General features: G+C 74.1%; 12 protein-coding genes. 6 read left to right on the top strand and 6 right to left on the bottom strand.

The annotated features are described in order from the left end of the window. Positions 1-26 precede the first annotated feature (26 nt). The 3 genes from AB0F82_RS22995 to AB0F82_RS23005 all read right to left on the bottom strand — a co-directional run bounded on the left by AB0F82_RS22995 (position 27) and on the right by AB0F82_RS23005 (position 4,708). Complete coding sequence (locus AB0F82_RS22995; protein WP_362630812.1) at positions 27-2,102, bottom strand: hypothetical protein; 2,076 nt, start codon at positions 2,100-2,102, stop codon at positions 27-29. After that, positions 2,099-3,364: a hypothetical protein gene (locus AB0F82_RS23000; RefSeq protein WP_362630815.1), complete on the bottom strand. Its 1,266-nt coding sequence runs from the start codon at positions 3,362-3,364 to the stop codon at positions 2,099-2,101. Before AB0F82_RS23000 ends, AB0F82_RS22995 begins: the two co-directional genes overlap by 4 nt. A gap of 156 nt (positions 3,365-3,520) precedes the next feature. Continuing rightward, complete coding sequence (locus AB0F82_RS23005) at positions 3,521-4,708, bottom strand: GDSL-type esterase/lipase family protein (protein ID WP_362630818.1); 1,188 nt, start codon at positions 4,706-4,708, stop codon at positions 3,521-3,523. Positions 4,709-4,971: 263 nt separating this feature from the next. Between AB0F82_RS23005 and AB0F82_RS23010 the strand changes: the two genes are divergently transcribed. The 3 genes from AB0F82_RS23010 (at position 4,972) to AB0F82_RS23020 (ending at position 8,003) form a co-directional block, all read left to right on the top strand. After that, positions 4,972-5,931 (top strand): trypsin-like serine peptidase, encoded by a 960-nt coding sequence (locus AB0F82_RS23010; protein WP_362630821.1) that lies wholly within the window; start codon positions 4,972-4,974, stop codon positions 5,929-5,931. A gap of 76 nt (positions 5,932-6,007) precedes the next feature. Beyond that, positions 6,008-7,261: a hypothetical protein gene (locus AB0F82_RS23015; protein ID WP_362630824.1), complete on the top strand. Its 1,254-nt coding sequence runs from the start codon at positions 6,008-6,010 to the stop codon at positions 7,259-7,261. Continuing rightward, positions 7,233-8,003: a hypothetical protein gene (locus AB0F82_RS23020; RefSeq protein ID WP_362630827.1), complete on the top strand. Its 771-nt coding sequence runs from the start codon at positions 7,233-7,235 to the stop codon at positions 8,001-8,003. Before AB0F82_RS23015 ends, AB0F82_RS23020 begins: the two co-directional genes overlap by 29 nt. A gap of 28 nt (positions 8,004-8,031) precedes the next feature. Here AB0F82_RS23020 and AB0F82_RS23025 read toward each other — a convergent pair whose 3' ends face one another. Beyond that, positions 8,032-8,997: an oxidoreductase gene (locus tag AB0F82_RS23025; protein ID WP_362630830.1), complete on the bottom strand. Its 966-nt coding sequence runs from the start codon at positions 8,995-8,997 to the stop codon at positions 8,032-8,034. 145 nt (positions 8,998-9,142) lie between these two features. Between AB0F82_RS23025 and cbiE the strand changes: the two genes are divergently transcribed. From cbiE to AB0F82_RS23040, 3 genes are read left to right on the top strand one after another with little or no spacing between them, the layout of a single operon-like run. After that, the gene (gene cbiE / locus AB0F82_RS23030; RefSeq protein WP_356815387.1) at positions 9,143-10,435 is read left to right on the top strand and encodes a precorrin-6y C5,15-methyltransferase (decarboxylating) subunit CbiE; all 1,293 of its coding nucleotides are present in this window, start codon (positions 9,143-9,145) and stop codon (positions 10,433-10,435) included. Continuing rightward, a complete protein-coding gene (cobM, locus tag AB0F82_RS23035) occupies positions 10,432-11,181 on the top strand; it encodes a precorrin-4 C(11)-methyltransferase (protein ID WP_362630833.1) in 750 nt (249 codons plus the stop codon). Before cbiE ends, cobM begins: the two co-directional genes overlap by 4 nt. Beyond that, complete coding sequence (locus tag AB0F82_RS23040) at positions 11,171-11,941, top strand: cobalt-precorrin-6A reductase (protein ID WP_362630836.1); 771 nt, start codon at positions 11,171-11,173, stop codon at positions 11,939-11,941. The genes cobM and AB0F82_RS23040 overlap by 11 nt, the downstream gene beginning before the upstream one ends. Before the next feature lie 60 nt (positions 11,942-12,001). On the opposite strand, the gene AB0F82_RS23045 is transcribed toward AB0F82_RS23040, so the two are convergent. Both AB0F82_RS23045 and AB0F82_RS23050 read right to left on the bottom strand, forming a co-directional pair. Next, the gene (locus AB0F82_RS23045) at positions 12,002-13,504 is read right to left on the bottom strand and encodes a precorrin-2 C(20)-methyltransferase (protein WP_362630839.1); all 1,503 of its coding nucleotides are present in this window, start codon (positions 13,502-13,504) and stop codon (positions 12,002-12,004) included. Beyond that, positions 13,501-14,148 carry a precorrin-8X methylmutase gene (locus AB0F82_RS23050; protein WP_362630842.1) on the bottom strand — a complete coding sequence of 216 codons (648 nt, stop codon included), beginning with the start codon at positions 14,146-14,148 and terminating at the stop codon, positions 13,501-13,503. Before AB0F82_RS23050 ends, AB0F82_RS23045 begins: the two co-directional genes overlap by 4 nt. Positions 14,149-14,150 lie beyond the last annotated feature (2 nt).

Raw genomic sequence — 14,150 nt, forward strand, 5'->3', positions numbered from 1 at the left:
TGTCGCCGTCTGTCAGTGGTCGGGGGTCAGGCCAGGGACCGGGAGTCGGGTATGTCGTCGGGATCGTCCCACAGGAGGACCAACTGGTCTTCCCCTGCCGGAGGTTGGCCGTCGCCCGCGGCGGCGCGCGCGCCTGCGGCGGCTGCGCCGGCGGCCGCCCGGCGCACCTCCCGCACACGCGCGGGCAGGGCCAGTACGTCCAGTGCGCCGGGGTCCGGGCGGCCGTCGGGCCCGGCCGGTGCGAGCACGTCGAGGAGCGGGGGCGGCGGCGCGGCGCCCCCGCGCCGCCACACCGCGACCGGGACACCGCCTTCGAGTACGGCTTCCAGCAGCCCGGCGTGCGGGGCGGAGGTGGTGTGCGCCAGGACGCACGCGGGTGCCGGCCGCTCGGCCAGTTCCATCCCCAGCGCGTCCGTCACCTCGGCCTCCTCCACCACCCGGACGGCCTCGGGGTGCCGGCCGCCCCGGGTGCACAGCCACCGCCAGCTGGTGTGCCACTCGGCGCGGGTGTCAGCGCGCTCCTGCGGGCAGCGCACCACGACCTGGTGGAGCAGGCCGAGGGCGCGGTGCCGGCCGGCCGGGCCGCGGGGCACCGGCCACTGGTCGAAGTCGGTGTCGAGCAGTTCGTACGGCACGTGGAACTCGATGCGGTCGACGCCGCCCGGGGCCCGCGGTCCGGCCCCGCCGCCGTCCGTCGGCGCCGCGCCGATGAGGGCGAGCTGCCGCAGGAGTTCCTCCCGTACGGTGTCCAGCCGTACGGGTGCGCCCTGCGACTCCCATATGTGCTCGGTGCGTTCGCCGCGCAGCCACATCCGGGCGCGGAAGCCCGGCCCGCCGTCCGGCGGCGGCTCCAGCCCCACGTGTACGACGGTCGTGCGCGCGGGGGGCGGCGGCGGGGGCAGCACCGGCAGGGCGAGCCGCTCGCGGGTGGTGTCCACCCAGTCCTTCAGCCGCCCCGCCCACGCCGCGTCGCCCGCCGTTCCGGCCCGGTCCGCGAGGAACCGTACGAAGGGCACGGCCAGCGGCATCCCGCCGTGTCCGCCCTGGCGTTCGTCCAGGTCCTGGACCACGTCCAGGAGGCCGTCGCCCGGCAGGCCGCCGCCGACCGGGGTGGTGCAGCCGGCGGCCTTGAACGCCCAGGCGTAGGCCTCGTAGGCGCAGCGCGGAAGTTCGCGGCCCTCGAAGAGCGCGCCGAGTCCGTCCCAGGCCTGCTGGTCGAGGCGGGCGGCCCGGGGCAGCGCGACCGCGGCCAGGTCGTCGTCGAGGAAGGAGCAGGCGTCCCAGTCCCGGTCCACGAGGAACTGCGGAAGCTGCCAGCCCTCGCCGCGGTCGCGCAGTTCGCGGAAGGTGCGGTGGATGCTGCGGGCGGCGACGGGGAGCCCGCTGACGCTCTCGCGTACGGAGCGTCCGCCGAGTTCCGCGAGGAGGGCTTCGGTGAAGCGGCCGGCGCCGCGCTCGGCGTCGTTCTGCGCGGCCTCGCCCTCGCGGGAGGCGTAGAGGCGGAACTGGCGGCGTCCCGGCACCGAGCTGCCGCCGCCGTAGTCGGTGCTGCCGAAGTTCCAGCGGGCGTCGCGGGGCGCGTCGACGCGGCAGGAGTCGACGAGTGCGGCCTGGAGCGGGAAGCTGCGGTGTTTGACCAGGTCGGTGCGCCACCAGCGGAGCGCCGAATCGAGGTTGAGGTGGCGGATCTGGCTGGGGCGGGCGTCGGCACAGGGCAGCATGAGCTCCTGGCGGGGCCCGAGGTAGCCGTGGCCGGCCCAGAAGATCCACAACAGGTCGCCGTCGCACTGCGGGAGTTCGTCGAGCAGCGCCGCCTTCACGTTCTCCTCGGTCGCCGGCCGGTACGCCGTCCGCAGGGCCGCCATGGCCGGGGAGTCCGGCCAGTCGAGGGCTTCGGGTTCGTCGAGCGGGGACAGCAGAAGCCGGAGGTTCCCGGGCGGCACCTGGGCGGGGCCGGTCAGCCAGTGCGCGAAGCGCAGGGCGTCGCGGGCCGGGCCGCGCAGGTTCCAGCGATGGCTGATGTCGTAGCGCTCGACGCCGGCGACGAGCGCGAAGGTGCGCTGCGGGCCGAGGGCCGGGGGCAGGAAGCCGGTGGGGATCACCCGATCTCCGCTTCGGCCACCGCCTGTTCGATCCGTTCGTAGAGGGAGTCCTGTTTCCAGTAGGCGCTGTGACAGGCGGGGAAGGGCTGGCGGCTGCCGATCTCGTGGTCGGTGACGCGCGGGTCGCCGGGAAAGACGGGCCCGGCGAGGTAGGACAGCACGTCCTGGCGGTCGTAGACGTTGAGCCAGCGCGGGAAGCCGTACGGGAGCTTCGCGCCCGGCTCGAGCGCGGTCAGCGCGCCGAGCTCGTAGAGGAAGGGTGCCTGGGAGCCGACGGTGACGAGCAGTTCCGTGCCGGGGACGGCCTCGCCGCGGGCGGCGGCGAGGGCGAGGAGGTCCACGAGGGCGATCCCGCCGAGGCTGTGGCCGATGAGTACGGTCGGCCCCGGGGCGGCGGCGATCCGCGCGTGCAGGAATTCCCTCAGGTCGTGGCCGCGTGCCTGGTAGCGCAGGATGTCGCCGAGCGCGGGGGTGGCGCCGGCGGTGAGGGATCCGCGCCAGGCGTTGAGCAGGGGCTGGGTGGTGACCCGCATCGCGAGCCGGCCGAGGACGGCGGCCGCGCGGGCGCCGGGGACGCGGGCGTCGCCGCCGAGGCGGGTGGTGAGCAGTTCGACGAGGCGGTCCCGTTCGGCGCCGGTGCAGTCGGCGTCGGCTCCGGCGGCGGCGAGCGCGCCGGCGGTCACGGCCCGGGCGAGGGTGGTGGCCAGCTCCCGTGCCTGCGGTTCGCCGGTGGCCCGGTCCGCGGCGCGGGCCGCTTCGGCGGAGTCCGCGGCGGCGGTCAGGGCGGCGGGGAAGCCGGCGGCGAGCCCGGTGCCGTGCAGGAGGGCGCCGAGTTCGTCCCCGGAGCGGGGAGGCGCGGGCGGTAAGCCGTCCAGCAGCGCGAGCACCCGGACCCCGGCGGGCTGTACGCCGGGCATCGCGAAGGCGTCGTCGTCCCCGCCCCCGGGTGCGTTCGTGTCTTGGCCGGCGTCCGCCCAGCCGGCCTCGGCGAGGACCCGGAGTTCGCACAGCGGGTCGGCGAGCAGCAGGGCCCACTCGGCCGTCTCCGCGTCGACGGCGTCGGGTGCGGCTCCGGCGGCGGGCCGCAGCCCGGGTACGGACCGGCCGCCGGCGCCGAGGGTCGCACCGAACCGGTCGCCCCAGTAGCAGGAGTCGACGAAGGCTTCGGGGAATCTGGCCGTCAGCCGCTCGCGGACCAGGGCGAAGAGCCGGTCGTGCCGCTCGCGCCGTACTCCCGTGCCGTGGACAAAGAGAAAACGCATCGCCGCCCCGCCCCCCTCGTGCCGCCCGTAGGTCGTGTCGTCAAAGTAGCGCCGACCGCTCGGCAGGGGGTAGGGAACTCCCGGTTTGGGGGTGGCCGGCGGATCAAGGTCGGACAGTTTGGGCCCGGCCGTGATCCGCCGGACACCCCCGGTGTGTCACCGGGCCCATGCGGAGCCGAAGGCGTGCTCGGCGAAGCGCCGGCCGATGCGGCGGTGGCCGGCGGCGTCCGGATGGAGGTCGTCGGGCAGCGGGAACTCGGCGAAGTCGGCCTCCCCGTACAGGGCGCGGCCGTCGAGGTGGTGCAGGTGGGGGTCGTCGGTGGCGCGGGCCGCGGTGATGCGGGCGAGTTCGTCGCGGACGACGCGCAGGGTCAGCCGCCCGTGGGCGGCCTCCGCCGGGTCGCCGAGGGCGCGGAAGCGCAGCCGGCCGTCGCTGAGGTCGGCGGCGGCCGGGCCCGGGGTGTCCTCGTGGATGGGGCAGTGGAGGGGGGAGACGACCAGGACGGGTGTGGTGGGGTGTCCTTCGCGGAGGGTGTCGAGGAAGCCGTGGACGGCGGCGGTGAAGGCGCGCAGGCGCATCACGTCGTGGTTGACGAGGTTGATGCCGATCTTGAGGCTGATCAGGTCGGCGGGGGTGTCGCGCATGGTCCGTGCGGTGAACGGGTCGAGCAGGGCGTTGCCGCTGAAGCCGAGGTTGACCAGTTCCACACCGGCGCGGGCGGCTGCCAGCGCGGGCCAGGTCCCGGTCGGCCCGTCGGCGGTCGAGCCGTGGCTGATCGAACTGCCGTGGTGCAGCCAGACGCGCCGGCCGGGGTCGGGCGCCGGCTCCACGGGGGCGTCGGTGCGCAGGACGATGAGTTCGTGGATCCCCCGGTAGGGCAGCCAGATCTCGACGTCCTTGGGCCCGTCGGCCAGTCCGGCGAACCGGACGGTGCCGGGCGGGCCGGGGGTGAGGACCGCGGCCCAGGTGGTGGTGTCGACGGTACGGACGTTTCCGCCGCCGTCGGCGGCCGCCCGGCCGGCCGGGCGGCCGTCGACCAGGAGGTCGTACACGGCGTCCGGGGGCGTCGGCGCTCCCCGGTAGACGGTCGTGGTGGCGAGGACGTCCAGTTCGACGGCGGTGGCCCGGGTACGGAAGGCCAGCCTCACGCCGGCGGGCTGGGCCTCGACGTCGGTGAGATCGCCGGGGGCCTGGCGGCGGGCCCAGGCGGGCAGCCGGTGGGGCAGGACGCCGCGGGCGGTGCGTTCCACTTCCAGTGCCCCGCGCAGGAGTTCCGGCCCGACGGGAGTGGTGGTCCAGCCGGGCGCGCCGTCAGGGGTCGCGTCGTGTTCGAGGTCTTCCATTGCGTCACCCTTTCAACCGGACGCACCTGCCGCATCCGGTTTCGCGGTGGGTCCGGTCGCCCGCCGCTTCCCGTGCGGCTCGATGCGGGTCGCGCACGGGCCGGTTGGGTTTCGCGCGATGCGGCGACCGCGAGGCAAATCCATGGCATGCACACAGCGCTGGGATCGGCTGTGAGAACGGACACGTCCCGACCTCGGAACCCGGGTCGCCCTCCCCTCCATCGAACCGAGAGTCGGACGCGTACGCGGGCGGGAGGAACCACATGTCCAGCAGGGTTCAGGGGCGGGAGCGGGGACGGACCGCGGTGCGGGGCTCCGTGGCCGTCGGCCTGCTGTGCAGCCTGGTCCTCGTGGGGGCCGGGTACGTCGCCTGGGAGCTGAGCGGCATCGCCGCCAACCGCGCGGACGGCGATCCGGTCCAGGGCCTCTACCAGCAGGATCCCGAGCGTGCCGACCGGACGGCGTCGGCCGTGCTCGACGGCATCGTCCGCGAGGACCCGGAGCCGCCGACCGACGGCAAGGCCTTCGCCGTCGGCGGCGCGGTGAACTGGCGATCCGGCGGGTGGGAGCCCTCCGATCCTCTGGTGGCCGGACCCGCCCCGGCCGAACCGGCGATCGGCGCGCTCTTCTCCCCCGGCAACGACGGCGACCCCGACCACCACTGCTCGGGCGTCGTGGTCCATTCCCCCGCCGGCGACCTCGTCGCCACGGCCGCCCACTGCGTGTACGGCGGCGGCTTCCGCACCAACCTCGCCTTCGCGCCCGGCTACCGGGACGGGATCGCACCGTACGGCGTCTGGGTGCCCACCCGGATCGACGTGGACCCGCGCTGGACTGCGGACCAGGACCCCGACCACGACATCGCGTTCCTCCGGCTGCGCCGGCCCGGATACCCCGGCCAGCGCCTGGAGGACGTCACGGGTGCGCAGACCATCGCCTTCGGACGCGAACTGCCCGTGCCCGCGCGGCTCGTGGGCTATCCGAACTTCGCCGAGCAGCCCCTGGACTGCCGGACCACGGCCCGCCCGGCCGGCCCGACGCAGCTGCGGCTGGACTGCGCGGACGTGCCCAACGGCACCAGCGGCGGCCCGGTGCTCACCGACGGGCACACGCTGATCGGCGTGATCGGCGGCCGCGACGGGGGCGGCGACGACGAGACCTCGTACAGCGTCCACTTCGGCGATGGCGTGCGGGCCCTGTACGAGCGCTCCACCCACTCCTGACCCGGCCTGTTCCGGAGAGGGACCGGCTACTGTTCTGATCGATCCACCGAGGCGCGCGAACGACAGGTACCGCTTGATGTGCACGGCAGAGCCGACAGAAGCCCGTATCGAGGACGCGGGCAACATCCTGGTCGCGCCTTCGGCGTTGCGGGACCACGACGTGGTCAGGGAATTCTTCGGGTCCGTGATCACGCCGGAGGACTTGGCCTCCGGGGCGGCCGACCTCGCGCAGAAGACCGTCTACCTGTGCGGCGACATGTCCGGGATCAGCGGCCGCCTGCTGGATGCGGCTGCCCGGGTGCTCGTCGTCCGGGAGCTGTCACACGGCTACGGCGAGGACGTCGACGGACGGTGGGCCCTCATCGGCCTCGGCCGAGTCCCGCTGCGCGTACACGGCGTCGGCGTGTACTACCGCCGCTTCTTCGAACTCGACGCCGATCACTTCGGACGGATCAGTGCCGAGCACGCGTTCCAGTCCCTGACGGAGTCCGACAAGCCGGGAACGGCCCACCGCAGCGGAATCTATCTGACGCCCGTCACGCGACGCGGTGACGCACTGCATTTCCGCCTGCTCCGGTGCTCGACGAACCTCTCGGGGCCGACCGAGGGCTTCCGCCCCACCGACACCCGCATCGTCGAGGCTCTGAACCTTGAGGCCGCCACCGTCTTCCGCGACCACGCACCGCTCAATCACGTACTGGCGCAGATCTACCACAACACCCGTGCCACGGCCGAGCGCAAACAGTCCAAGGCCAGGATCTCGGCCCATGCCGACAAGACCAAGGACATGCCCGCCGACGGCATCATGGCCTTCTGCACCTTCTACGACGGGCTCGACGAGCTGCAGCCCCTGGCCGAAGACGCCTTCGACTTCGGTGTGAAGGGTGCCAGCGGGCTGACCAGGCTCCACTTCCGCCTCAAGGAGCCCACCGCACAGCACGACGGGGTCGTGCTGCCGGAGCAGTTCACCCTGACCCTTCACCCCGGCTCCGTCTTCCTCATGCCGCTGTCCACCAACCGCCTGTACACGCACGCGGTCCGGCCCTCGTCGCTGGACGCCGAGTTGCTGCCGACCCGCCTGGGATACGTGGTGCGCTGCTCGAAAGCGGAAGCCGTGCACAAGGACGGCCGCACGTTCCTCGACGTGGCCGGCGATCTGGCGCAGTTGGAGCAACCCACGCCGGAAGGCATGGACGAGCTGCGCAGGCTGTACGCCGAGGAGAACCGGACCTCGTCCTTCATCGATTACGGCGACCGATTCCGCTTCAGCATGAACACGGGAGACTATCTTGCCCCCAGGCTTGCCCCCGCAGTGGAGGATCTCGGATGAGATCCTCTCGTGCGATGTGCCGACCGATGAGGACCTCTTCGCGGAGCTGTCCGCGTCGGTTCGGTGGGAAGACGTGGGCAAGGGCCGGCGAGGCGCCACCCTTGTCAAGATCGACGAGGCGGGTGGTGTGCCTCTCGTACGCACCACCACTCGATACGGCAGCCCTGCGCAGCGTTTCCGGGCGGTGCACGAACGGCTGGCGCGGCGTGTGCAGGAACGTGCGGCTCTTCCGGTCGGCTTCAACAACGCCCTCATCGAGCGCTACACGAACGCTTACACCACCATGGGCGGCCATTGTGACCAAGCCCTGGATCTGGCCGACGAGTCGTTCATCGCCGTCTTCTCCTGCTACCAGAACCCCGGAGCGGGCCCGCCGAGGAAGCTGGTCTTCGAATCGAAGGGGTCGGGTGGCGAGAAGGCCGAGATCCCTCTCGCCCACCACGGCGTCGTCGCCTTCTCCGTCGCATCGAACCGGCGGCTGCGGCACAGGATCGTTTTGGACACCTCCGCCGGGGTGGCGGACAACGAATGGCTGGGCGTGACGTTTCGAACGTCGAAGACCTTCGTCCGGTTTCGCGGCGGTCAGGCGTATCTCCCTCAGGGGGCACGCCTCACGGCGGCGGACGAAGAGCAGGAGCGCGAGTTCTACCGGCTACGGCGCCGGGAGAACAGGGAGACGGACTTCAGCTACCCCCCGCTGGCGTACACCGTCAGCGAGAGCGACCTGATGCCGCCGGTCTGACGCACCCGGTCCCGGCCGGAGCGCCGGATCAGCGCGGCAGGGACGCGTAGGAGACGCCCGTCAGCTTCTCGGAGGCGGCCCAGAGCCGTTCGCCCGCGGTGTCGTCGAGGGTCCACCCCGCCCGCCAGGACGGCGCCGGCGCGCCGCGCCAGCCGAACCGCGGGCCGATGAAAGCGTCCTGCCCGATCCCGGGCGCGGTGGCCGCGTACAGGGTGGGCAGCGCACCCGAGGCGGTCGGTTGCGCGATGACCGCGTTGCCGAGGGCCGCCGCACGCGAGATCGGGGTGGGGCCCTCCAGCGTGGCCGCTCCGGCGTGGAAGTTGCTGGCGGCGTAGCCCGGGTGGGCCGCGGCAGCGGTGATCGGGGAGCCGGCGGCGGCGAAGCGGCGGCCCAGCTCGTGGGTGAAGAGCAGGTTGGCGGTCTTGGAACGGCCGTAGGCGACCCAGCGGCGGTAGCCGTGCTCGCTGCCGGGGCCGCCGAAGCCGCCCGTCTCCGCGGGGCCGTCCGCACCGGAGCCGATCTGCCCCAGGACGTGGAAACCGCTGGAGACGTTGACGATGCGGGCCCCGGCAGCGGCGGCCCGCAGCCTCGGCAGGAGCAGCCCGGTCAGGGCGAAGTGCCCGAGGTGGTTGACCCCGAACTGGGTCTCGAACCCGTCGGCGGTCCGCCCGTACGGGAGCGCCATCACACCGGCGTTGTTGACCAGCAGGTCCAGCGCGGGGTGCCGCTCTCCGCAGGCGGCGGCGAACTCCCTCACGGAGCGCAGGTCGGCGAGGTCGAGCGGTATGAACTCCGCCTTTGCCGCAGGGACTTCCGCCCGCAGCCGGAACAGGGCTGCCCGCCCGCGGGCCGCGCTGCGGCAGGCCAGGACCACCGAGGCGCCGCGCCGTGCGAGCTCGCGGGCCGTGACGTAGCCGATGCCGCTGTTGGCGCCGGTCACGACGGCGGTCCGGCCGCTCTGGTCGGGAATGTGCGTGGCGTTCCAGCCGGGCATGGCAGCTCCCTCGATCGCGGTGGGTCACCGAGGGTAGACCCGGCGGCCCCTCCCGGGTTCACGAGGGTGGGCGGGGCGTCGCCGCCGCCGGCCAGTAGGCTGCGGGTCCACCCTCTTTCCCCCTCCCGCCCCGAGGTACAGCGCAGTGAGTTCCGCACCGCCCCCCATACCCGTGACGGTCGTCGGCCTCGGCGCCGACGGGTGGGCCGGGCTCACCGCCGCCGCGCGGTCGTCCCTGTCCTCGGCGGAGGTCCTCATCGGCGGGCCGCGCCAGCTGGACCTGCTGCCCGCCGCCGAGTGCCCCGGGCGGCGGGTGGCGTGGCCGAGCCCGCTGCGGCCCGCCGTACCGAAGCTGATGGCCGAGCACGCCGGGCGGCGGATCGCGGTGCTGGCCAGCGGCGATCCGATGTTCTACGGGATCGGCCGCGCCCTCGCCGAAGAGCTCGGGCCGCGCTCCCTGCTGGTCCGCCCGCACCCCTCGTCCGTCTCCTACGCCTGCGCCCGTCTGGGCTGGCCGGTGGAGGACACCGAGGTGGTCACCGTGGTGGGCCGCCCGGTCGCCCGGCTCGCCGCCGCGCTGTTCGAAGGGCGCCGGGTGCTCGTGCTCAGCGCCGGCGCCGCGTCCCCGGCCGAAATCGCCGCTCTGCTCCGCGAACGGGGCTTCGGCCCCAGCCGGATGCGGGTCCTGGAACAGCTCGGCTCCGAGCGCGAGGACGCGTACGAGGGCACGGCCGACACCTGGGACCACGCGCCCGGCGACCCCCTGAACGTGGTGGCCGTCGACTGCCGCCGGGACCCGGCGCACGGCGCACCGCGCCTCGGCGCGACCCCCGGCCTGCCGGACGCCGCCTACGAGCACGACGGTCAGCTCACCAAGCGCCACGTCCGCGCCGCGACCCTGTGCGCGCTCGCCCCGGCCCCCGGCGAGCTGCTGTGGGACATCGGCGGCGGCTCCGGCTCCATCGGCATCGAGTGGATGCGCATGCACCCCTCGTGCCGGGCGGTGGCCGTGGAGCGCGTCCCGGAGCGGGCCGCGCGGATCACCCGTAACGCGGCGGCGCTAGGCGTGCCCGGCCTGCGCGTGGTCGTCGGAGCCGCCCCGGACGCTCTTGCCGGGCTCCCGGCCCCCGACGCGGTCTTCATCGGCGGCGGGCTGACCGCGCCGGGCCTGCTGGACGCGGCCTGGGCGGCGCTGGCTCCCGGCGGCCGGCTGGTGGTCAACACGGTCACCCTGGAGTCGGAGGCGGTCCTCACCGACCGCTACCGGCGCCACGGCGGCGACCTGGTGAAACTGGCCGTCGCGCACGCCGTGCCGGTCGGCGGTTTCACGGGCTGGCGGCAGGCCATGCCGGTCACCCAGTGGTCGGTGACGAAGCAGCCGGACGCCCCGCAGGCGGACGCCCAGGACACGCACACCAAGGAGAAGGATCAGACATGACCGTGTACTTCATCGGTGCGGGCCCCGGCGCCGCCGACCTGATCACGGTGCGCGGTGCCCGGACCCTCGCCGCCGCCCCGGTTTGCCTGTACGCGGGCAGCCTCGTGCCGCGCGAGCTGCTCGCCGAGTGCCCGGCGGACGCCCGCCTCGTGGACACCTCGCAGCTGAACCTGGACGAGATCGTCGCCGAGTGCGTACGGGCCCACGAGGCGGGCCAGGACGTGGCGCGGCTGCACTCGGGCGACCCGTCGATCTTCAGCGCCGTCGCCGAACAGATGCGGCGGCTGGACGCGGCCGGCATCCCCTACGAGGTCGTCCCGGGCGTGCCGGCCTTCGCCGCCGCGGCCGCCGCCCTCAAGCGGGAGCTGACGGTGCCCACCGTCGGGCAGACCGTCATCCTCACCCGGATCGCCCAGCAGGCGACCCCGATGCCGCCCGGCGAGGACCTGGCCACCCTGGGCCGCAGCGGCGCGCTGCTCGTCCTGCACCTGGCCACCCGCTACGTGGACCGGGTGGTCGACGAGCTGCTGCCGCACTACGGGGCCGAGTGCCCGGTGGCGGTGGTGGCGTTGGCCAGCCGCCCCGACGAGCTGATCCTGCGCGGCACCCTGGCCGACATCGCCGGCCAGGTGAAGGAGGCGGGCCTGGTCCGCACCGCTGTAATCGTGGTGGGCCGCACCCTGGGCGCGGAGCAGTTCCGCGACAGCCACCTGTACTCCCCCGAGCGCGACCGGCATGCCTGCTGAACCGGACCCGGCGGGTACGGGCGGCCACGTCCTGATCCTGGGCGGCACCACCGAGGCCCGCCGCCTCGCGGAGGCGCTGGCCACCGACCCCTCCTGCCGCGTGACCACGTCGCTCGCGGGAAGAGTCGCCTCGCCCGTGCTTCCGCCGGGCGACACCCGGATCGGCGGTTTCGGCGGTATCACGGGCCTCGCGGCCTGGATCGTCGCCCACGACGTCACCCGTGTCGTCGACGCCACCCACCCGTTCGCGGAGCGGATGAGCTTCCACGCCGCCGAGGCGGAGGCGCTCACGGGGGTCCCGCTGGTGGCGCTGCGGCGCCCAGGCTGGACGCCGGAGCCGGGCGACGACTGGACCTTCGTGGACTCGCTCGACGGGGCTGCCGACCGGCTGCCCGGCCTCGGCTCCCGCGCGTTCCTGACCACCGGCCGGATGGGCCTGCACGCCTTCGCGCGCCTCACCGACACCTGGTTCCTGGTGCGTTCGGTGGACCCTCCCGAGGCGCCGGTCCCGCCTCACCTGGAAGTCCTGCTCGCCCGGGGCCCGTTCACCCTGGCCGACGAGCGGGAGCTGATCGCCCGGCACCGCATCGACGTCCTGGTGACGAAGGACAGCGGCGGTTCGGCCACCGCCCCCAAGCTGACGGCCGCCCGCGAGGCCGGCATACCGGTCCTCGTGGTGCGCCGCCCGGCGGTCCCGGAGGGCGTGGCGGAGGCGGAATCGGTGGCCGCGGTGCTCGACTGGCTGCGGCAGCAGGTGTGAACACATCGGTCCCGGGGTGGGACGAGCACCCCGGGACCGACTTCCGGTCAGGCCGACCCGTCACGGGTAGCGGCGCGGCGTCCACGTGATCCGCGAGCCGTCGGCCCGCTCGGTGATCTGTGTCTGCGAGGAGCCGATCAGCAGGATCGTGCGCATGTCGACCTCGGACGGCTCCAGTTCGGCGAGCGTGACGATCCGCACCGACTGCTCCGGGCCGCCCACGTCGCGTGCGACGACCACCGGGGTCTGCGGCGCGCGCAGCTCCAGCAACAGCTCGCGGGCCTGCGCCACCTGCCAGGTCCGGCTGCGGGAGCCGGGGTTGTAGAGGGCGAGCACCAGGTCGGCCGCGGCGGCCCCGCGCAGCCGCTCCGCGATGACCTCCCACGGCTTGAGCCGGTCGGACAGCGAGATCGTCGCGTAATCGTGGCCGAGCGGGGCGCCGGCCGCGGCGGCCGCCGCGTTGGCCGCGGTCACGCCCGGCAGGACCCGTACGGGCACGTCCTTGTACTCCGCCTGCACGGCGACCTCCAGGACCGCCGTGGCCATGGCGAAGACGCCCGGGTCGCCGCCGGAGACCACGGCCACCCGCTTGCCGCGGCGGGCGAGGTCGAGGGCGAACTCGGCGCGCTCCGACTCCACCTTGTTGTCGGAGCCGTGCCGGACCTGGCCCGGCTTGACGGGCACCCGGTCCAGGTACGTCGTGTACCCGACCAGCACCTCGGCGTCCGCGAGGGCGCGCCGGGTCTGCGGGGTGAGCCACAGCGGGCCCGCCGGTCCGGTGCCGACGACGACGACCTCGCCGGGGCCGGACGGCACGCTGCCCGGGTTGCCGATCCGGCTGGGCACCACGGCGACGGCGAAGTACGGCACGCTGTCGGGGTCGGTGTCGGCGAGGACGCCCGTTCGCTCGCCCTCCATGGTGGCGCGCTCGACGTAGCGGGCCTCGGCGAGCCGGCCGCTGTTCTCCATCGCGCCGCGCACGGCGGGGAAGGTCCGGCCGAGCTTCATCACGACTGCCGAGTCGGTGGCCGCGAGGCGGGCGGTCAGCTCCTCCTCCGGCAGCGTGCCGGGGAGGATGGTCAGGACCTCCTCGCCCTCCACGAGCGGGGTGCCGAGCCGGGCGGCGGCGGCGCTGACCGAGGTGACTCCGGGGATGACCTCGGTGTCGTACCGGTCCGCGAGCCGCTTGTGCATGTGCATGTACGAGCTGTAGAAGAGCGGGTCGCCCTCCGCGAGCACGGCGACGGTCCGGCCGGCGTCCAGGTGGGAGGCCAGCCGGGCGGCGGCCTCCTCGTAGAACTCCTCCATGGCGCCCTGGTAGCCGCCGGGGTGGTCGGTGGTCTCGGTGGTGACCGGGTAGACCAGCGGCTCCTCGATGTGGGTGTCGCGCAGGTGCTTCGCGGCGATCGAGCGGGCGATGGAACGGCCGTGGCGGGCGCTGTGGTAGGCGACCACGTCCGCTTCGCCGATCACCTCGACGGCCCGCAGCGTCATCAGGTTCGGGTCGCCGGGGCCGAGCCCGACCCCGTAGAGGCGGCCCTTGGGCTGCGCGTCGTCGCTCATTCGGCCACGCTCGCGATGGCGTTGAGGGCGGCGGCGGCGATGGCGCTGCCGCCGCGGCGGCCGCGTACGACGAGGTGGTCGAGGCCGGAGGAGTGGGCGGCGAGGGCGTCCTTGGACTCGGCGGCGCCGATGAAGCCGACGGGCACGCCGATGACGGCGGCCGGGCGCGGGGCACCCTCCTCGATCATCTCCAGCAGCCGGAACAGCGCGGTCGGCGCGTTGCCGACGGCGACCACCGAACCCTCCAACAGGCCGCGGTCGCGCCACACTTCGAGGGCGGCGGCGCTGCGCGTGGTGCCCATCTTCGCGGCGAGGTCCGGGACCGCCGGGTCGGAGAGCGTGCAGATCACGTCGTTGTCGGCGGGCAGCCGCTTGCGGGTGACGCCGCTGGCGACCATCTGGACGTCGCACAGGATCGGCGCGCCCGCCTCCAGCGCGGCGCGGGCCCGCAGCACCACCTCGGGGGTGTACCCCAGGTCCTGCGGGAGGTCGGTCATCCCGCAGGCGTGAATCATGCGCACCGCGACCTGGGCGACCGAGGCGGGCAGCCCGGAGAGGTCCGCCTCGGCGCGGATCGTGGCAAAGGACTGGCGGTAGATCGCGGCGCCGTCCTTCTCGTACTCAAACACGGTGTACTCGCTCATTT

This window comes from Streptomyces virginiae (genome assembly GCF_040638905.1).
GTDB lineage: Bacteria > Actinomycetota > Actinomycetes > Streptomycetales > Streptomycetaceae > Streptomyces > Streptomyces virginiae_B.